Origin of the sequence: Cupriavidus sp. AU9028 (assembly GCF_019795295.1) — a bacterium.
In the GTDB taxonomy this organism is placed as follows: Bacteria; Pseudomonadota; Gammaproteobacteria; order Burkholderiales; family Burkholderiaceae; genus Cupriavidus.
The window spans coordinates 226,106-243,988 of the sequence record NZ_JAIMCG010000006.1 but is presented as its reverse complement, the minus strand read 5'-3'; the positions used below and the strand labels follow the sequence as shown (position 1 = coordinate 243,988).

At 68.3% G+C, this 17,883-nt stretch carries 15 protein-coding genes; 8 read left to right on the top strand and 7 right to left on the bottom strand.

All coding sequences use genetic code 11. The features are described 5' to 3' along the window. Nucleotides 1-3: 3 nt before the first annotated feature. The 3 genes from K6V06_RS09355 to K6V06_RS09345 all read right to left on the bottom strand — a co-directional run bounded on the left by K6V06_RS09355 (nucleotide 4) and on the right by K6V06_RS09345 (nucleotide 3,811). A complete protein-coding gene (locus K6V06_RS09355; protein WP_255581724.1) occupies nucleotides 4-1,179 on the bottom strand; it encodes a mandelate racemase/muconate lactonizing enzyme family protein in 1,176 nt (391 codons plus the stop codon). Beyond that, nucleotides 1,176-2,630 carry an NAD-dependent succinate-semialdehyde dehydrogenase gene (locus tag K6V06_RS09350; protein WP_222242487.1) on the bottom strand — a complete coding sequence of 485 codons (1,455 nt, stop codon included), beginning with the start codon at nucleotides 2,628-2,630 and terminating at the stop codon, nucleotides 1,176-1,178. The genes K6V06_RS09355 and K6V06_RS09350 overlap by 4 nt, the downstream gene beginning before the upstream one ends. A 104-nt stretch (nucleotides 2,631-2,734) precedes the next feature. Continuing rightward, nucleotides 2,735-3,811: a LacI family DNA-binding transcriptional regulator gene (locus tag K6V06_RS09345; RefSeq protein WP_222242485.1), complete on the bottom strand. Its 1,077-nt coding sequence runs from the start codon at nucleotides 3,809-3,811 to the stop codon at nucleotides 2,735-2,737. Nucleotides 3,812-3,927: 116 nt separating this feature from the next. On the opposite strand from K6V06_RS09345, the gene K6V06_RS09340 reads away from it, so the two are divergent. The 6 genes from K6V06_RS09340 (at nucleotide 3,928) to K6V06_RS09315 (ending at nucleotide 10,461) form a co-directional block, all read left to right on the top strand. Then, nucleotides 3,928-4,866, top strand: coding sequence for a 2-hydroxyacid dehydrogenase (locus tag K6V06_RS09340; protein ID WP_222242483.1), 939 nt, complete (start codon nucleotides 3,928-3,930; stop codon nucleotides 4,864-4,866). Between the two features lie 71 nt (nucleotides 4,867-4,937). Continuing rightward, complete coding sequence (locus K6V06_RS09335; protein WP_222242474.1) at nucleotides 4,938-5,939, top strand: tripartite tricarboxylate transporter substrate binding protein; 1,002 nt, start codon at nucleotides 4,938-4,940, stop codon at nucleotides 5,937-5,939. 4 nt (nucleotides 5,940-5,943) lie between these two features. Continuing rightward, a complete protein-coding gene (araD, locus tag K6V06_RS09330; protein WP_222242472.1) occupies nucleotides 5,944-7,710 on the top strand; it encodes an L-arabinonate dehydratase in 1,767 nt (588 codons plus the stop codon). Between the two features lie 36 nt (nucleotides 7,711-7,746). Continuing rightward, nucleotides 7,747-8,556, top strand: coding sequence for an HpcH/HpaI aldolase/citrate lyase family protein (locus K6V06_RS09325; protein ID WP_222242470.1), 810 nt, complete (start codon nucleotides 7,747-7,749; stop codon nucleotides 8,554-8,556). A gap of 77 nt (nucleotides 8,557-8,633) precedes the next feature. Next, a complete protein-coding gene (locus K6V06_RS09320; protein WP_222242468.1) occupies nucleotides 8,634-9,614 on the top strand; it encodes a tripartite tricarboxylate transporter substrate binding protein in 981 nt (326 codons plus the stop codon). Between the two features lie 67 nt (nucleotides 9,615-9,681). Then, nucleotides 9,682-10,461 (top strand): TSUP family transporter, encoded by a 780-nt coding sequence (locus K6V06_RS09315; RefSeq protein ID WP_370637427.1) that lies wholly within the window; start codon nucleotides 9,682-9,684, stop codon nucleotides 10,459-10,461. 82 nt (nucleotides 10,462-10,543) lie between these two features. Here the strand turns inward: K6V06_RS09315 and araD (K6V06_RS09310) are convergent, their stop codons facing one another. From araD (K6V06_RS09310) to K6V06_RS09300, 3 genes are read right to left on the bottom strand one after another with little or no spacing between them, the layout of a single operon-like run. Continuing rightward, nucleotides 10,544-12,307 (bottom strand): L-arabinonate dehydratase, encoded by a 1,764-nt coding sequence (gene araD, locus K6V06_RS09310; protein ID WP_222242466.1) that lies wholly within the window; start codon nucleotides 12,305-12,307, stop codon nucleotides 10,544-10,546. Nucleotides 12,308-12,350: 43 nt separating this feature from the next. Continuing rightward, entirely contained in the window at nucleotides 12,351-13,157 is an 807-nt protein-coding gene (locus tag K6V06_RS09305; protein ID WP_222242464.1) for an aldolase/citrate lyase family protein, read from the bottom strand. 36 nt (nucleotides 13,158-13,193) lie between these two features. Beyond that, nucleotides 13,194-14,159 (bottom strand): tripartite tricarboxylate transporter substrate binding protein, encoded by a 966-nt coding sequence (locus K6V06_RS09300; protein WP_222242463.1) that lies wholly within the window; start codon nucleotides 14,157-14,159, stop codon nucleotides 13,194-13,196. Nucleotides 14,160-14,295: 136 nt separating this feature from the next. Here K6V06_RS09300 and K6V06_RS09295 point away from each other — a divergent pair, with 136 nt between their 5' ends. Beyond that, nucleotides 14,296-15,387, top strand: coding sequence for a LacI family DNA-binding transcriptional regulator (locus K6V06_RS09295; protein WP_222242461.1), 1,092 nt, complete (start codon nucleotides 14,296-14,298; stop codon nucleotides 15,385-15,387). 111 nt (nucleotides 15,388-15,498) lie between these two features. On the opposite strand, the gene K6V06_RS09290 is transcribed toward K6V06_RS09295, so the two are convergent. Then, on the bottom strand, nucleotides 15,499-17,199 hold the full coding sequence (locus K6V06_RS09290; protein ID WP_222242451.1) for a tannase/feruloyl esterase family alpha/beta hydrolase: 1,701 nt from the start codon (nucleotides 17,197-17,199) through the stop codon (nucleotides 15,499-15,501). Nucleotides 17,200-17,543: 344 nt separating this feature from the next. Here K6V06_RS09290 and K6V06_RS09285 point away from each other — a divergent pair, with 344 nt between their 5' ends. After that, complete coding sequence (locus K6V06_RS09285; RefSeq protein ID WP_222242448.1) at nucleotides 17,544-17,798, top strand: hypothetical protein; 255 nt, start codon at nucleotides 17,544-17,546, stop codon at nucleotides 17,796-17,798. Nucleotides 17,799-17,883: the final 85 nt, after the last annotated feature.

Here is a 17,883-nt window from a genome sequence, read left to right as displayed (position 1 = left end):
CCGCTACAGGCCAGCCTGATCGAACCGTACGGCGTACGCTTGCAACGCCGCCAGATCGGGCGTCACGCCGAACCCCGGCGCATCGGGCAGTTGCACGCAGCCGTCCTGCACGCGCATCGCCGGCGCGGCCGTCGTATCGCGCAGCGGATTGGGATTGGCATCGACTTCGACATAGCCGTCGCCGCCGGCCGCGGTCTTCAGATGCAGCGACGCCACCAGTCCGATGCCGGCGCCGAGCCAGTGCGGGCAATACCATTTGCCGGCCGCATTGGCGCGGCGCGCCACGTCGATGCAGCCGGACAGGCCGCCCCATTTGCCGGCGTCCGGCTGGATCACCGACATGCCGGGTTGTGCGATGAAGTCGTCGTACCGGGCCATGCTGCTCAGGTTCTCGCCGCCGGCAAGACGCAGCGGCTGCTGCCGTGCAAGATGCGCCCAGGTCTGCGGGGGCGCATCGGCGCGTACCGGTTCCTCCAGCCATAGCAGGTCGAAGGGTGCCATGCGCCGGCCGGCGGCGATGGCCTGTTCCGCGTCCCACGCCTGGTTCGCGTCGACCATCATTACCGCGTCGTCGCCCAGCGCCTCGCGCATCGCGCGCAGGTTGGCCATGTCGCGCGCTTCGCCGAAACCGACCTTGAGCTTGAAGGCGCGGTAGCCTTCCTCGCGCTTGGCGACCGCCAGCTTCTGCGGATCGGTGGGATTGATGCCCGACGCGTAGACGGGAACGGGCCATGCCGACGCACCGCCCAGCGCGCGCCACACCGGCAGGCCGGCACGGCGCGCGGCCAGATCCCACATGGCCATGTCGATCCCCGCGGCGATCTGGTGCAGCGGTCCAGGCTCGCCGGTTTGCAGCATCAGCACGGCAAAACGCTCCAGCATGGTGAGCCATGCCTGGCGCGGATTGGACCACGGTTGGCTGGTGATGACGGGCCGCCCATAGGCGAGCGCCATGCGCGCGCGGTGTTCGGCGCCGACCGTGGGGAAGTTGCACCAGACCTCGCCCCAGCCCTCGGCGCCGTCCTTGTCGCGCAGGCGCAGCAGCACCGCGGGGCGGTCGTGCATGATGCCGAACGAGGTCTGCACCGGCGGCTCGGCCGGGGCGCGGAAGACGAAGGCGTCCAGGCTTTCGATCTGCAGCGGCTGTGTCTGCAGTGGCTTCGCGGTGTCCTGCATCATGCGATCCCCGCCATGCACACGTACTTGATCTCGAGATAGTCCTCGATGCCGTACTTCGAGCCTTCGCGCCCCATGCCGGACTGCTTGACGCCGCCGAAGGGCGCCATTTCGTTGGCGATCAGGCCGCTGTTGACGCCGACGATGCCGGCCTCGATCGCTTCGGAGACGCGCCAGACGCGGCCCAGGTCGCGTGCATAGAAGTAGGCGGCAAGCCCGAACTCGCTGGCATTGGCCATGCCGATCACCTCCTCCTCCGTCTCGAAACGGAACAGCGGCGCGAGCGGGCCGAAGGTCTCCTCCGTGGCCACCTTCATCGACTGGCGGGCGTTGCCCAGCACGGTCGGTTCGAAAAACTGGCCGCCCAGCGCATGGCGCTTGCCGCCGGCCAGCACCTGCGCACCCTGGTCCAGCGCGTCGCGGATATGCTCCTCGACCTTTTCCACGGCCGCCATGTCGATCAGCGGCCCCTGTGTCACGCCCTGTTCGGTACCGCGGCCCACGCGCAGGCCCTGCACGCGCTCGGTCAGCTTGCGGGCGAACTCGTCGTAGACGCCCGCCTGCACATAGATACGGTTGGCGCAAACGCAGGTCTGGCCGGCATTGCGGAACTTGGAGATCATCGCGCCCTCGACCGCCGCATCCACATCGGCATCGTCGAACACGATGAAAGGGGCATTGCCGCCCAGTTCCATCGACATCTTCTTGACGCCGTCGGCGGCCTCGCGCAGCAGCCAGCGGCCCACCTCGGTCGAACCGGTGAAGGTGATCTTGGCCACCAGCGGATTGCGGCTGAATTCCTCGCCGATGGGACGGGCGTCGCCGGTCACCACCGAGAACACACCGGCAGGCACGCCGGCGCGCTGCGCCAGTTCGGCCAGCGCCAGTGCCGACAGCGGTGTCTTCGACGCGGGCTTGAGCACCATCGTGCAGCCGGCGGCCAGCGCCGGGCCGGCCTTGCGCGTGATCATGCCGTTGGGGAAGTTCCACGGCGTGATCGCCGCGCAGACCCCCACCGGCTGCTTCATCACGAGCACGCGGCTACCCGTGTTGGCTGGCGGCATCAGGTCGCCATAGACCCGCTTGGCTTCCTCGGCGAACCACTCCAGATAGGCGGCATTGGACAGGATCTCGCCCTTGGCCTCGGCCAGCGGCTTGCCCTGCTCGGCAGTGAGGATCTGCGCGAGGTCGTCGGCATGCTCGACCACCAGTTCATACCAGCGGCGCAGGATGGCCGCCCGCTCCTTGGCGGTGCGGGCGCGCCAGGCCGGCAGCGCCCGATGCGCGGCGTCGATGGCGTGCCGCACTTCGTCCACCGCAAGGCGTGGCACGTCGGCAAGGTGCTTGCCATCGGCGGGATCGTGCACGGCGATGCGGCGGCCGTCGCGGGCCGGCACCCATTCGCCGGCGACGAAACACTGCGTGCGCAGCAGCGTCGGATCGTTCAACTGCATGGTGGTCTCCTTGGTTTGGCGATCGATGTTGCGATTCGATGGGTCGAGGCGATCTGGTCGATGCGATTGGTCGAGCCGTGGGCGAAAGCAGGGCGGCAGCGCGCTCAGCCAAGCCAGAGCCGGCTGCTATCGCGCACGATCAGTTCGCACGGCAGCCGCTCGCGGCATAGCATCGGTTCCGTGTCGGCCTGACCGTCGGCCGTCGCGGCCAGCATTCGCAGCACGGTGCGGGCGGCCATCTGCCCGATCTCGTAGCGCGCGGGGCGCAGCGTGGTCAGCGCCGGCTTGAGCCGCACCGAGATCGGCGCGTCGCCGAAGCCGGCCAGTGCGCAGTCGCGCGGCAGCTGCAGGCCGCAGTCCGGCGCATGAAGGATGGCGCCGGCCGCCATGTTGTCGTTGGCGAAGATGATCGCCTGCGGCCGGTCTTCGCGCGCGCAGCCGGCCAGCGCGGCGATGGTGCGCGCACCCGCTTCGAAATCGTCATCGACGTCGGCGCGCTGCACGTCCGCCGCCAGGCCCGCGGCGCGCATCGCATCCGCATACCCCTGCGCGCGCTGGCTGGCGCGAAAATCCTCGCTGATCTGCGGCAGCACGAAGCGCACGCGCGTGGCGCCTTGCTCGAGGAAATGCCGCGCCAGTTCCGCGCCAGTCTGCGCATGCGGAAACCCGACCTGATGGAAGGGCCGCTCCTCGACGTAGCCCCACGCCTCCACCACCGGGATGTCCAGCGCCGCAAGCATCGCCTCGGCGGCAGGGGAGTGGTCGTCGCGGGTCAGGATCAGCGCGCGCGGGTGCCAGCCGACGAAGGTGCGAATGGCGTTCTCTTCCAGCGCCTGCGAGTACTGCGCATTGGCCAGCAGCAGTTGCAGTCCCGAGGCCTGCAACTCGTCGGTCATGCCCTTGACCAGATCGGCGAAGGTCGCGCTGGCGATGTTCTGCATCACTGCGCAGACCACGCGGCCCCGCCCGGAGGCAAGACCGCCCGCGACCTGGCTGGGCACATAGCCGATGCGCTCGACGATCTCGCGCAGGCGCTCGCGCACCGCCGCCGACACCTTCTCGGGGCTGTTGAAGTAGCGCGACACGGTGATCGAGGAGACGCCGGCAAGCGCCGCCACGTCGTGGATCGTATGGGTGGCGGCCTTGCGCCGGGCGGCACGCGGCGGCGTGGTGTCATTCATGGTTTCTACGGATGGCGTGGTGTCTGCCAGCAACTCTACACTGCGCCAATGCTACCGGTAACAGTCACCGGTAACATCCGTGGTTTCACCTAGGACGCAGATACCCGCAACATGTCATGAACCGGCCAATCCTCCTTGTCGTCACGCCATTCGCTGCCGATGCACTAGCGCCTCTGGTCGAGCATTTCGAGGTTGTTGCCTTGCGCGCGCTGACCGACGCGGCGGTGTTCCTGCGCGAGCAGGGCAGCCGGGTGGTGGCCATGATTACCAACGGCATGGCCGGCGTGCCAGCGGCCTGCCGCGATGCGCTGCCGAATCTGGCGGTGATCGCCTGCAACGGCGTTGGCTATGACGCCATCGATGTGCCGTGGGCAACGGCGCGCGGCATCCGTGTCACCAATACGCCGGACATCCTGTCGGGCGACGTTGCCGACCTGGCGCTGATGCTGGCCCTGGCCGCCTTTCGCCGGCTGCCGCAGGCCGACCGCTTCGTGCGGGACGGCCAATGGTCCGGCGGACCGTTTCCGCTGGCCCGGCGCTTCTGGGGCAGTCGTGTCGGCATCCTCGGGCTGGGCCGGATCGGCCGGCTCATCGCGCAGCGCGCCGCGGCATTCGATACGCAGGTCGGCTATTGCGGTCGCAGCCGGCAGGAGGTGCCGCACGCCTACTTCGACAACCCGCTGGCGCTGGCCGAGTGGGCCGATGTGCTGATTGTTGCCACGCCTGGCGGGCAGGGCACGCGGCATCTGGTGGGGCGCGACGTGCTGCGCGCGCTCGGGCCCGATGGCGTGCTCGTCAACGTCGCCCGCGGCTCGGTGGTGGATCAGTCGGCGTTGATCGACGCGCTCTCTCAAGGGACGCTCGGTGCGGCCGGTCTGGATGTCTTCGAGGACGAGCCCAACGTCCCCGCCGCGCTGCTGGCGTCGGACCGCATCGTGCTGACCCCCCATATCGCCAGCGCCACGGTGCAGACCCGGGCCGCCATGGCGCAACTGGTGGCCGAGAACCTGCTGCGGCATGCGAGAGGGGAGCCGCTCGCCACGCCGGTCAATTGATCCCGTGCGGCCCATCAAAAAAACCAGCGCAAAGCGAACGGCCGCATGCCAATCCACGAGGAGACACTGCAATGAACCGAAGGAATCTGCTGCGCCACGCCATCGCCGTCGCGGCGTCATGCACCGTGCTGGCGGCGCCCCTGGCTGCGCTGGCCGACAACGGCGCGGCCGGCTTCCCGAGCAAACCGATCACCTTCGTCGTGCCGTATCCGGCCGGCGGGGTGGCCGACCAGTTCGCCCGTGCCTTCGCGCAGGCGCTGGGCGAACGGCTGGGGCAATCGGTGGTAATCGACAACCGCGCCGGCGCCAACGGCAATATCGGCTCGACCTTCGTGGCCCGGCAGCAGCCGGCGGACGGCTACACCTTGCTGCTGGGCTCGACCAGCACGCTGGCCATCAACCCGCATCTGTATTCCAGCATGGGATACGACCCGCTCAAGGACCTGCAGCCGATCACGCTGACGCACCAGATGCCCAACGTGCTGGTGGTCGGCGCGCAGACGCCGTACAAGACCGTGGCGGACGTGGTCGCGGCGGCGAAGGCCAAACCGGGCACGATCGACTATGGGTCGGCAGGCAATGGCAACACCATGCATCTGGCGGGCGTGCTGTTCGAGAAGCACAGCGGCACCCGGCTCGTGCATGTGCCCTACAAGGGCGGCCCGCCTGCGCTGATGGACGTGCTGTCCGGGCAGATTCCGATGATGTTCAACAACCTGCCGGCGGTGGTCACCTACAAGCAGGCCAACAAGCTGCGCGTGCTGGCCGTCGCAGACAGCAAACGCTCGCCGGTGCTGCCCGATGTGCCAACGTTTGCGGAAGCGGGTGTGCCCGATGTCGTCTCCAATGTCTGGAACGGCATCCTGGTACGGCGCGGCACGCCCGAGGCCATCGTGCAGAAGCTCAACAAGGAAATGGTGGCGGTGCTGCAGTCGCCGAAGTTCCGCCAGCCGCTGGAGCAGCAGGGCTACGAGGTGCTGTCGTCCTCCCCGGCGCAGTTCGAGGCGCTGCTGAAGAAGGACTTTGGCGCGATGGGCAAGCTGGCCAGGGAAGCCGGCATCAAGCTGGATTGAAGACATGAACGACGAGAAGAGCGGCGCCGTCCGCACCATCGACCAGTTGCGCAGCCAGCGCTGGTTCGCCAGCAATGACATCCGGGGCTTCGCGCACCGGCAACGGATGCAGCAGCAAGGGCTGGCGCGCGAGGAGTTCATGGGGCGGCCGGTGATCGGCATCCTCAATACCTGGAGCGACCTCTCGCCATGCCACGCGCACCTGCGCGAGCGCGCGCAGGCGATCAAGCGCGGCGTGCTGCAGGCCGGCGGCTATCCGCTGGAGCTGCCCGCGATGAGCCTGGGCGAGGTGATGGTCAAGCCCACCACCATGCTGTATCGCAATTTCCTGGCGATGGAAGCCGAGGAGCTGATGCGCAGCCTGCCGCTGGACGGCGTGGTGCTGCTGGGCGGCTGCGACAAGACCACGCCCGGGCTGGTAATGGGTGCGCTGTCGATGGACCTGCCGGCGCTCTATTGCCCGGCCGGTCCCATGCTCAACGACCGCTACCAGGGCCAGAGCGTGGGCGCCGGCACCCACACCAAGAAATACTGGGAGAAGTACACCGTCGGCGAGATCGACGACGCGGAGTGGATCTCCCTGGAAGCACGCATGACGCGCGCGCCCGGCACCTGCAACACGATGGGTACCGCCAGCACCATGACCGCCATCGTCGAAGCAATGGGACTGGCCTTGCCAGGCTCGACCAGCATTCCGGCGATGGACGCGGCTCACACCCGCATGGCGTGGGCCTGTGGCAAGCGCATCGTCGAGATGGTGTGGGAGGACCTGCGCCCCTCGCGCATCGTCACACGCCAGTCGTTCCTCAATGGGCTGGCGGCGTGGATGGCGCTGGGCGGCTCGACCAATGCGGCGGTGCATCTGCCCGCAATGGCCGGCCGCGCCGGCGTCGCCTTCAGCCTCGAAGACTTCGACGCGATGGCGCGCCGCGTGCCGGTGATCGCCAACCTGTTCCCGTCGGGCAACCGGCTGATGGAGGACTTCTATTACGCCGGCGGACTGCCGGCGCTACTGTCCCGCATCGCGCAGCATCTGGAGCTCGATGCCATGACCTGCACCGGCGCGACGCTGGGCCAGAACATCGCCGGGCACGACGTGCTGGACGACGACGTGATCCGGCCGCTGGACCGGCCGGTGGTGCAGGCGCCCGCCGATTGCCCGGAAGCCGGCATGGCGCTGGCCGTGCTGCGCGGCAACCTCTGTCCCGATGGCGCGGTGATCAAGCCGTCGGCCGCCACGCCGGCGCTGCTGCGCCATACCGGCCGCGCGCTGGTGTTCGACTCCAATGCGCAAATGCTGGCGGCCGTGAACGATCCCGATCTGGACGTCGACGAGAACACCGTGCTGGTGCTGCGCAACGGCGGCCCCGTCGGCGGCCCCGGCATGCCGGAGTGGGGCAACCTGCCGATCCCGAAGAAGCTGCTGCAGCGGGGCGTGCGCGATCTGGTGCGCCTGTCGGACTCGCGCATGAGCGGCACCCACTACGGTACCTGCGTGCTGCATATCTCGCCGGAAGCGGCGGTCGGCGGTCCGCTCGCGCTGGTGCGCACCGGCGACCTGATCCGGCTGGACATTGCCGAGCGGCGCCTGGACGTGCTGGTCGAGCAGGACGAGCTCGACGCGCGACGCGCGCAATGGACGGCGCCGCCACCGGTCTATCAGCGCGGCTACGCGCGCATCTATCAAAGCGAAGTCACCCAGGCCCATCTGGGCTGCGACTTCCAGGTCCTGGCCGGCAATGCGCCGACGCCGGAGCCTTCCATCTACTGACGCCATCTTCCGCAGCGACATTCACACCGACACACCATGCCCGCACCGAACGATATCCTCGCCAATCCCTTCCGCGACCGCCTCGGCAAAGCCGGCGTGCCCCTTGGCACCTGGCTGATGTCCGGCACTTCCTCCACCGCCGAGGCGATGGGCCGTGCCGGCTTCGAATGGCTGGTGGTCGATCTCGAACACGTGCCGCTGGACGAGCGCGAGATCCTGCACGTGCTGCAGGCCGTGGCCGGCACCGATGCCGCGCCGGTGACGCGGCTGGCGGCCAACGACGCCGTGCTGTTCAAGCGCGCGCTCGACCTTGGCGCGCAGACGGTGATGGTGCCGTTCGTCGACAGCGCCGACGCGGCCCGCCGCGCGGTGTCCTACGCCAAGTACCCGCCCGAGGGCATCCGCGGCTTTGCCGCCGTGCACCGCGCCAGCGGCTACGGCACCGCCGCGGATTACGGCAAGCGGGCCAACGATTCGATCTACACCATCATCCAGCTGGAAACGCCGCAGGCGGTGACGGCGCTGGAAGAGATCGCCGCAGTGCCGGGCGTGGATGCGCTGTTCCTTGGCCCGGGCGATCTGTCGGCCAACATGGGCCATATCGGCAATATCGCCCATCCCGAGGTGCAGGCGGTGATCGCCGACGTGGCGCGGCGCTGCCAGGCGATCGGCAAGCCCTGTGGCATCGTCGGTCCGACCCCGGAGATGGTGTCGCAATTCGTCGAGCTGGGCTATGCCTTCGTCGCGGTGGCCTCCGACATGGGGATGATGATGCGGCAGGCCAATGCCTTCATCCAGGCGTGCCGTCCCGCCATCGCCAGGGGTTACGACGGCGGCGTCTACTGACGCGCTGGCGGAACTCGTCAATCCGTTCGATACGGGCCGACAGAGCCCGTCAATCCAGCCAGGGAAGGAGACAAAGAATGCAACGCAAACACGTTATCCGCCAGCCATTGCGGCTGCTCGCAGCGGTCGCCGGCATTGCCGCCACCACGCTTTGCGCCCCAGCGGCGATGGCGCAGGACGACTATCCGGCCAAGCCACTGACCATGGTGGTGCCGTTCGGTCCCGGTGGCACATCGGATATCATGGCGCGCATTCTGGAGCGGCGGCTGACCGAAACGCTGGGCGCTTCGATCGTGGTGGACAACAAGGCAGGGGCGGGCGGCGCCATCGGCATGTCGCAGTTGATGCGGGCAAGGCCCGATGGCTATACCGTGGGCCTGTCGGTAATCGGGCCCGAAGTGCTGCAGCCCGCCATCCGCAAGACCGGCTACAGCTGGAAGGACTTCGACCACATCTGCGGGACCTACGCGGTGCCGCTGATGCTGATGGTGCCGAAGGACTCGGCGTTCAAGAGCATGGCCGATGTCATCGACTATGCGCGCCGCAACCCCGAGAAACTGACCTACGGCTCGTCCGGCCCCGGCACGCTGCTGCATCTGTCGATGGAGATGCTGCTCGGCAAGGCCGGCGCCAGGGGCTTGCACGTGCCCTACAAGAGCTCGGGCGAGATGGTGACCGGGCTGCTCGGCAAGCAGATCATGCTGTTCGCCGAAACCCCGACGGTGTCGAAGCAGTATGGCCTGCGGCCGCTGGCGGTCTTCGCCGAGCGCCGGCTGCCTGGCTATCCCGACGTGCCCACGGCCGCGGAAGCGGGCTGGCCGGTGCAGGCCACCATCTGGGGCGGCCTGATCGCGCCGAAGGGATTGCCCGCGCCGGTGCTGGGCAAGCTCGAGGGTGCCTGCCGGCAGGCCCTGGAGAGCCCGGCTTACCGTGCCGACGCCGAACGGCTGGAGACGCCCCCCGAGTACAAGAGCAGCAAGGACTTCGCCGCCTTCGCGCAGCGCCAGTCCGAGATCTACGGCAAGCTGATCGCCGAGCTGAACCTGGTGGACAAGTAACACCGGGTCGGCGGCAACGGCTTGCGCGCGATGCAGCAAATAGAAGCAGAAGTCATAGAAGATCCTGGTGGACCCTTTCTCTTTCAGTCCGATTGCCGAGGTCGTCAGTAGCCCTGCGACCTCCCTGTCTTTCCTGTTGTGCGTGGCGGTGGCCACTTATGTGCAGACGCTGACCGGGTTCGCCTTCGGCCTGGTGCTGCTCAGCCTGGTGGCCACCTTCGAACTGGCGACAGTTGCCGATGCGGCCAATACCGCCACGGTGCTGACGCTGATCAACGCGGTGGCCTTCTTTCGGGCCGAACGCCAGGCGCCGCCGTGGAAGCTGATGCGCCCGGCGCTGATCGCCAGCCTGCTGACCGTGCTGGTCGGCGTGCTGCTGTTGCGCTGGATCAGCAACAACGCGTCGGCCTGGCTGGAAACCGCCCTCGGCGTGGCCATCGTGGTCTGCGCCATCACCCTGGTGGCCCGCAAGCGGCAGGCGCCGCGGATCGGACCGCCCAGCGGGTTTGCGATGGCGGGGGCGCTGTCGGGACTGATGGGCGGGCTGTTCGGCACCTCGGGTCCCCCGATCGTCTATCACCTCTATCGGCAGCCGCTCGCCACCGATGTGGTGCGGCGCGCCTTGCTGGTGATGTTCGCCAGCAATGCCGGCATGCGGCTGGTACTGGTGGTGCTGTCCATCGGCATGTCGCCGCGCGCGCTGCTGCTGAGCGCGCTGGCGGTGCCGGTCGTGCATGTCACCACGCGGCTGACGTTGAAGGCCCCGCCGCCGGTGCCGGCGAGGGTGATGCGTCCGCTGGTGGCGGGGTTGCTGGCGTTGACGGGTTTGGCGATGGTGGCGCGCTAGGCCCTCCCGGCCCCTCTCCCGGCCCCTCCCGCCCGGCGGGGGAGGGAAGCAAACCGGGGGCAGATTGAATGGCTGCTACCGATCAATAAATCGGCGGCTCCACCGTCGGCGCATTGCCTGCCAGACTGGCGAAGTCGCACCCCAGATTGGCCTGGGTGACCTCATGCTGGAAGATGCGCCCATAGCCGCGCTGGTACGGCTGCGGCGGCGGCTGCCAGGCGGCGCGGCGTGCCGCCAGCTCGTCCTCCGATACCAGCATGTCGAGCCGGCGCTCGCCGAGGTCCAGCCGCACCATGTCGCCGGTACGCAGCAGCGCCAGCGGCCCGCCCACGGCAGACTCCGGCGCGACGTGCAGCACGCAGGTGCCGTAGTGCGTGCCGCTCATGCGCGCGTCGGAGATCCGCAGCATGTCGCGTACGCCCTCGCGCAGCAACTTCTTCGGGATCGGCAGGTTGCCCCATTCCGGCATGCCGGGCCCGCCAATCGGTCCGGCATTGCGCAGCACCAGCACCGTGGAGGCATCCACATCGAGGTCGGGGTCGTCCATCGCCGCGAACATCTCGGCGTTGGAGTCGAACACCAGCGCCCGGCCTTGATGGCGCAGCAGATGGGGACTGGCGGCCGACGGCTTGATCACCGCGCCATCGGGGCACAGATTGCCGTGCACGACCGCCAGCGCCAGGCCGGCTTCCGGGCATTCGGGCGTGCCGGTCTTCAGCGGCCGGTCGATGTCGAGCACGGTGCCGTCCTCCTCGACGGGCCAGTCGGCGATGTTCTCGCGCAGCGTGCGCCCGGTCACGGTCAGGGCATCGAGGTCGATCAGCGGCGCGATCTTGCGCAGTACGGCAGGCAGGCCGCCCGCGTAGTGGAAGTCCTCCATCAGCCGATCGCCGGACGGATAGAGATTGGCGATCACCGGCACGGCGCGCGCCACCGCGTCGATCTCGTCCAGGTCCAGCGACACGCCGGCGCGTCCGGCCATCGCGGGCAGGTGCACGGCGGCGTTGGTGGAGCCGCCCAGCGCGGCGTAGACCGCCACCGCGTTGAGGAATGCCGACTTGGTGGCGATCTTCGACGGGCGCAGGTCTTCCCACACCATGTCGACGATGCGTTGGCCGCAGTGCCACGCCATGCGCGGGTGCGCCGCATCGACGGCCGGGATGCTCATCGCGCCGGGCAGGCAAAAGCCGAGCGCTTCGACGATGGCCGTCATCGTGCTGGCCGTGCCCATGGTGTTGCAGGTGCCGACCGAGCGCGTCATGCGCGCTTCCATTGCCACCCACTCGTCCTTGGCGATATTGCCGATGCTGTACTCGGCGAAGAACTTCTTGGTGTGCGTGCCGGCGCCGACCGCCGCACCGCGGTAGCGGTCATTGAGCATCGGTCCCGCCGGCACGAAGATCACCGGCAGGTCCATCGAGAACGCGCCCATCATCAGGCCCGGCGGCGTCTTGTCGCAGCCGCCCAGCAGGACCGCGCCGTCCAGCGGCAGGCTGCGCAGCAGCTCCTCCGTCTCGATCGACAGCAGGTTCCGGTACAGCATGGTGGTCGGCTTGACCATCACCTCGCCCAGGCTCAGCGCTGGCAGTTCCAGCGGGTAGCCGCCCGCCTGCAGCACGCCTTTCTTGACCGCTTCGGCCCGCTCGCGCAGATGCGCATGGCAGGGCGAGAGCTCGCTCCAGGTATTGATGATGCCAATCACCGGCCGGCCCATGAACGCTTCGCGCGCCAATCCCTGCTGCTGCATGCGCTGGCGGTGGGCGAAGCCGCGGATGTCGTCGCTGGCGAACCAGCGATGGCTGCGCAGCTCCTCGGGACGGCGGCGCGGTTGGTCGGCTTGCGACATGATGCAGAAACTCCTTCGGTAGGCTGGGCCGTGGCTCAGCCGGTCAGTAAGAGGCCGTGGCGACGCCAGGGCCGCGGCCGAAGCGTTGCGCCAGATCGTCGGTGCTCTTGCGCAACAGCACCTGGTCGGTACCGACCGCGACGAACAGCGCCCCCAGGTCCAGCAGTTCCTGCGCGCGCTTTTCGTCGAGCATCAGGATGCCCGGTGCCTTGCCGCAGGCGAGGATCCGCCGCACCGCGTCGTCGATGGCGCGGCGCACGCGCGGATGGTGGACGTCGCCCGGCACGCCCATGCTCGCCGACAGGTCGGCCGGGCCGATGAAGATGCCGTCGACGCCGTCCACCGCCGCGATTTCTTCCAGACGGTCAAGCGCTTCCCCGGTTTCCAGCTGCACCAGCACGCAAAGCTCGTTCTGCGCATCGCGCACGTAGTCGGTATCGCGGCCGAAGCGCGAGGCACGCATGGTCCCGCCCATGCCCCGCACGCCGTGCGGCGGGTAGCGCGTCGCGGCGACGGCGGCCGCCGCTTCCTCGGGCGTCTGCACGAAGGGAAACAGCAGCGATTGCGCGCCGATGTCCAGGTAGCGCTTGATCAGCACGGTGTCGTTCCAGTCGGGGCGTACCACCGCCGAGGTGGTGCCGTTGGTGCCGGCGCGGGCGGCATCCACTGCCTGCAGCTGCTGCTGCATCACGATCGGATCGCTCGCGGTGTGCTCGGTGTCCAGCAGCAGCCAGTCGAACCCGGAACCGGCGATCAGCTCGGAAATATAGGGGAAGGGCAGGGTAGACCAGAGGCCTACCTGGGCGCGCTTGTCGCGCAGGGCCTGCTTGAAATGATTGCGAGAGGGCACGGTATCTCCGGAAAACGGGGGGTGGCGGCAGCCGGTTCAGTCGATCCTGACGTCGGCCGCCTTGACCAGCGCGCCCATCGCCGCGTAATCGGCCTTCAGGCGCTCGGCGAATTCCGCCGGGGTCGACGACAGCACTTCGGTGCCCTGCGCCTCGTGCGGCGCGCGGAAGGCGCGGTCCTTGAGGATGTCGAGCATTTCCTTGCCGAGGCGGTCGATTACGGGCTGCGGCGTACCGGCGCGCACCAGCATGCCGCTCCACGGCACCTGCACCACGCCCGGCGCGCCCGCTTCCTTCATCGTCGGCACGTCGGGCAGCACCGCGGCGCGCTTGTTGTCGGCCACCGCCACGATGCGGACCTTGCCGCTCTTCTCGTGGGCCAGCACGGCGTTCAGGTTGTGGAACATCATCGGGATCTGGCCGCCCATCACATCGGTCAGCGCGGCCGGACCGCCCTTGTAGGGGACATGCGTCAGGCGCGCACCGGTCTTCTGTTCGAACAGCACGCCGGTCAGGTGCATGGTATTGCCATTGCCGGCCGAGCCATAGTTGATCGTGCCCGGCGCGGCCTTGGCAGCCTTCACCACATCGGCCACCGTGCGGTAGGGCGAGGCGCCGTTGACCACCAGCACGTTCGGCGTCTGGTTGGTCAGCGTGATCGGCGCGAAGTCCTTCAGCGGATCGAAGCCGGTCGACTTGTACAGGTGCGGATTGACCGCGAGGGTGCTGACCGAGCCGAAGAAGATGGTGTACCCGTCGGCAGGCTGCTTGGCGACATAGGCGGCGGCAATATTGCCGTTGGCGCCGGCGCGGTTTTCGATCACCACCGGTTGCCCGAGCCGCTGCGAGAGCGCCTGCGCGAACGGACGGGCGAAGGCGTCGGCGGCCCCGCCCGGCGGTTGCGGCACGACCATCACGATGGGGCGGTCCGGCCAGGCGGCGTGGGCAAGGGAGGTCAGGGCCAGGCAGGACAAGGCTGCGGCGGCGGTGCGGATGGAAGCCATGGTGTCTCCTCGAAGTGCGATGTCGGGCTCGCTTGATGGGATGGAACCGGTTTCATTTTTGCGCGACACGCCTCGAATGAAACCGGTTACATTGGTCCGGAGTGTATAATCGGCCTCGCCGAAACGTCAACCGCCCATGCCAGATCCCCAGGAAGCGCCTTCCTCGCCACCGCATCGCCCAGTCCGCCGCCGTGCCGCACGACCGCGCTCGGGCAGCTACACCGTGCGCGATGTGGCGGCCATGGCCGGCGTGTCCTCCGTCACGGTGTCACGCTACTTCAACGAGCCGCACAAGTTGTCCGACGCCGCCCGCGCAAAGATCGCGCGCGTCATCGAGGAAACGTCGTGGGTACCCAACCAGGCCGCGCGCATCCTCGCCACCAGCCAGGGCGGGGTGGTCGGCGCGGTGATGCAGAACGTCACCAGCCCGACCTTCGCGGATATGGTGCGCGGCATGATGGACGTGGCCGAACGCGAGGGCCTGCAACTGGTGCTGGCCAACAGCAATTTCTCGCGGGATTCAGAAGCGCGGGCCCTGCGCACCTTCGCCGGCTGGCATCCGCGCGCGCTAATCCTGACCCGCGGCGACCATTCGGCGGAAGCGGACGCGCTGCTGGCCAGGCTGAAGGTGCCGATCGTCGAGGCCTGGGAAGTCCACGACGGGCGGCCGTTTCACCAGGTCGGGTTCTCGCAGGGGCTGGTCGGCAGGGCGCTGGCCGAGCATTTCCTCGCCCAGGACGCGGCATCGATCCGCTTCGTGCTGAATGGCGCGACGGAGGACGGGCGGGCTACCCGGCGCAGCGAGGGGTATGCGCAGGCGATGCGGGAAGCTGGGCGCCAGCCGGATATCTGGCGCGCCGGTGCCACCGACGACGTCGGCGCGGCCCGCGAGGCAATGATCGAGATCGCGCGGCTGCCGGCGGCCGCCCGGCCTCGCGCAGTGATCTTCTCCAACGACAGCATGGCCATTGCCGCCATCCTGTCCGCACCGGCCCTCGGCCTTTCGATTCCCGCGGATTTGGCCGTGGCCGGCTTTGGCGATACGCCGCTCGCCTCTGTCACGACGCCCGCGCTGACCACCGTTCGGCCCGATCCCTATGCGATCGGCAGCCGGGCGCTGGAGATCGTGGTGGCGTCGCTGCAGGGCCAGGCCGGGGCGGAGGTCCCGCAGCGGCACGAGATCGGCTGCACGCTGGTGGTGCGGGAGAGCAGCCGGATTGCAGGGTAAGCTGCGCGCAACGGTCCCAGTGCGGAACAAGGCGGCAAGGCTCGGCGGGTTCGCCGCGTTCGCCCTGCTGCCTTGCCTTGCGCCCCGAACTACTTCCGAACTACTTTCGAACTACTCCTTCACGCAGCTGTAGCTCGCCGCCGCGTTGATATCCCCGCCGTTGTACTTCGGCCAGCTGGGATACTCGCACAGCGGACGGGTGCGACCCGGCACGCCGACGGTGTCGGCCACCACCTGTGCCGACGGCTCGGTGCCGTTCTCCACCCACTGCTCCAGCGTCGTCAGCGAATCCCAGGCCGCATTGAAGACCGTGCTGGCGGCGTGGCCGTAGCCGGGGATCTCGTAGTAGCGCATTAACTTGCCGACCAGGTCCTTGCCCATCGTGTCACGGACGCGCTCGTAGTACAGCACGCTTGCGCGGCTGCTGACCAGCACGTCGCCGGTGCCATGGGCCATCAGCACCTTGCCGCCCTTTGCCGCGAAGGCGCTGAGGTCGGTCTTGTTGACGTCCTGCAGCGCGGTCAGCTCACTGATGCGGGCCTGCCACGCGCCGGGGTTCTCCGGATCGAGCGTCAGCGAGTTGAAGTTCGGATCGCGCGTGACGAAGAAGCGCACCCACTGATCCCAGAACACGCTCAGGTACGGGGCGGTGGCGGGCATCGGGTAGGTCGGCTGGTCCAGGTTCAACGCGAGCGAAATCACCGTGGCCTGTACCGGCGACGGGTTTGCCATGCCCAGGTCCGAGCCCCAGAGGTTGAAGCCGGGGTAGTGCGTCTCGCCACTGCCGAGCGGGTAGTTGAAGTGGATCGGCGTGCTGTAGACCTTCAACGCCAGGATCTGCGCGTCGGACAGGCAGTTGTCTCCGGTGTCCAGGCCGTCGGCGCAGCGCAGCGGCGCGCCGTTCAGCGTCGCGGTTGCCGGATCGAAGGTCGCATTGCACCGGGCCATGTTGCTGACGAGCCCGTCCTGCGCGCCATCGAGCGTATCGCAGGCCTGCAGCGAGGCATCGAACAGCGCGCGGCGTTCGGCGGCATTGGGATAGGCGCCAGGCAGCGCCAGCGCGCGCGTGATACGGCCGATCTGCAGGTCCAGGCTTGCCGCGTTCCAGGCCGGATACAGCACGATGGCGCCGTCCCAGTCCAGCGGCCAGCGTTGCACCACCGCCAGCGCCTCGCGACCGCCGGTCGAGCCGCCGGCGAAGTACGCCTTGCGCGGGCCGTCGACCGCATAGCGCGCCTTGATCAGATGCAGCGCGGTGTCGCGCGTTTTCTTCAGCGCGTCGCCGGCGAAATTGCGCAGGGCTTCGTCATTGACGCCGAACGAGCCGTCGCGGCTGCCGAGCGCGCCGGCCTGATGTCCCGAGTCGCTGGCAAAGGTCGCGTAGCCGCGTCCGAGCGGGGTGGGCTGATTGGCCGGGCCGGCCGGCACGTTCTGCGCGGGCGAGGGGATGGTGCCGTTGTAGCCGCCACCGCCGAACATCATGATCTTGTTGTTCCAGTTCACCGGCAGATTCAGCTGGAAGCGGATCTCTGGCGCATTGGGATCGACTGGCCGGATCGCGCCCAGTACGCGGCAATACTCGCCGACCGCCTGCGCGCCCGTGCCGCTTGCCGCCACTACCGTGGCCTCGGTCACCGCGGCGCCCGACGTCGGCAGGCCGATGGCACTGGCGGGGACGGTCAGGCCCGCCATCTCCTGGCAGGTCTTGGGCGTTTGCGCAGCGGGAGGGGGCGGCTGATGATGGTCGTCGTCATCGTCGCTGCCGCACGCGCCGATGGTCAGGACCACGCCGGCGAGCAGGGTCCCGGTCATCAGGCGCCATGTCGTCGATGCACCGGCGGTCTGTTTTCCGGGCAAGTACCTGTTGTGGTTATTGCGCACGCGTTGTCTCCCTTGTCGTTGTTCGAGCCTGGCGGCTGCGGGGCGAGTCATGCAAATCGGTACGGCCGCGAAAGGCCGGTCAATCGACCATAGGAGGCAGACGCGGATGCGTCAATGAGGACAGAGCCGGGTTACGGCATCATGGTGGCTTGCGATGGAGAGGGAACGGCGTATCGCTGGTCCCGGCGGACATTGGCGTGCGAGAGGGCGGCAGGATGGCCGCGTCCATTCCCTCCATCGATCGGCCTTTTCATCCATTGCGTTCAGGAGCCCATATGCGAGCCGAAGATGTTCTGCCGAACGACCAGGATCATGTCGAACTGGATGGAATCACCATCCGCAAGGGTAGTGTGGGCGCGTTCCTGGCGAATGCGCGGATCTGGTGCAACGAGTCGGCGGGCGCTGCCGAACGGCAGGCGGCCGAGCGCGACATCCTGGCTGCGCTGCCGGCCTTGCGTGCGTTGGGTTTGTTCGACGTGCTGGCGGTTCGGGACGAGCGTCTGCGCGCGCTGGTAGAAAAATGCAATTAACCGCCTGACGCGTTCCCGACCAGAAAACGGGCGGCGACCAGGAGGTGGGGCGGCTGCCATTGGAGCTGCCAACGGCGGCCCCTGC

Excerpts from the sequence above, each read along its gene's own strand:
- K6V06_RS09355 (WP_255581724.1), bottom strand. The coding sequence starts at position 1,179 with ATGATGCAGGACACCGCGAAGCCACTGCAGACACAGCCGCTGCAGATC.
- K6V06_RS09350 (WP_222242487.1), bottom strand. The coding sequence starts at position 2,630 with ATGCAGTTGAACGATCCGACGCTGCTGCGCACGCAGTGTTTCGTCGCC.
- K6V06_RS09345 (WP_222242485.1), bottom strand. The coding sequence starts at position 3,811 with ATGAATGACACCACGCCGCCGCGTGCCGCCCGGCGCAAGGCCGCCACC.
- K6V06_RS09340 (WP_222242483.1), top strand. The coding sequence starts at position 3,928 with ATGAACCGGCCAATCCTCCTTGTCGTCACGCCATTCGCTGCCGATGCA.
- K6V06_RS09335 (WP_222242474.1), top strand. The coding sequence starts at position 4,938 with ATGAACCGAAGGAATCTGCTGCGCCACGCCATCGCCGTCGCGGCGTCA.
- araD (WP_222242472.1), top strand. The coding sequence starts at position 5,944 with ATGAACGACGAGAAGAGCGGCGCCGTCCGCACCATCGACCAGTTGCGC.
- K6V06_RS09325 (WP_222242470.1), top strand. The coding sequence starts at position 7,747 with ATGCCCGCACCGAACGATATCCTCGCCAATCCCTTCCGCGACCGCCTC.
- K6V06_RS09320 (WP_222242468.1), top strand. The coding sequence starts at position 8,634 with ATGCAACGCAAACACGTTATCCGCCAGCCATTGCGGCTGCTCGCAGCG.
- araD (WP_222242466.1), bottom strand. The coding sequence starts at position 12,307 with ATGTCGCAAGCCGACCAACCGCGCCGCCGTCCCGAGGAGCTGCGCAGC.
- K6V06_RS09300 (WP_222242463.1), bottom strand. The coding sequence starts at position 14,159 with ATGGCTTCCATCCGCACCGCCGCCGCAGCCTTGTCCTGCCTGGCCCTG.
- K6V06_RS09295 (WP_222242461.1), top strand. The coding sequence starts at position 14,296 with ATGCCAGATCCCCAGGAAGCGCCTTCCTCGCCACCGCATCGCCCAGTC.
- K6V06_RS09290 (WP_222242451.1), bottom strand. The coding sequence starts at position 17,199 with ATGACCGGGACCCTGCTCGCCGGCGTGGTCCTGACCATCGGCGCGTGC.
- K6V06_RS09285 (WP_222242448.1), top strand. The coding sequence starts at position 17,544 with ATGCGAGCCGAAGATGTTCTGCCGAACGACCAGGATCATGTCGAACTG.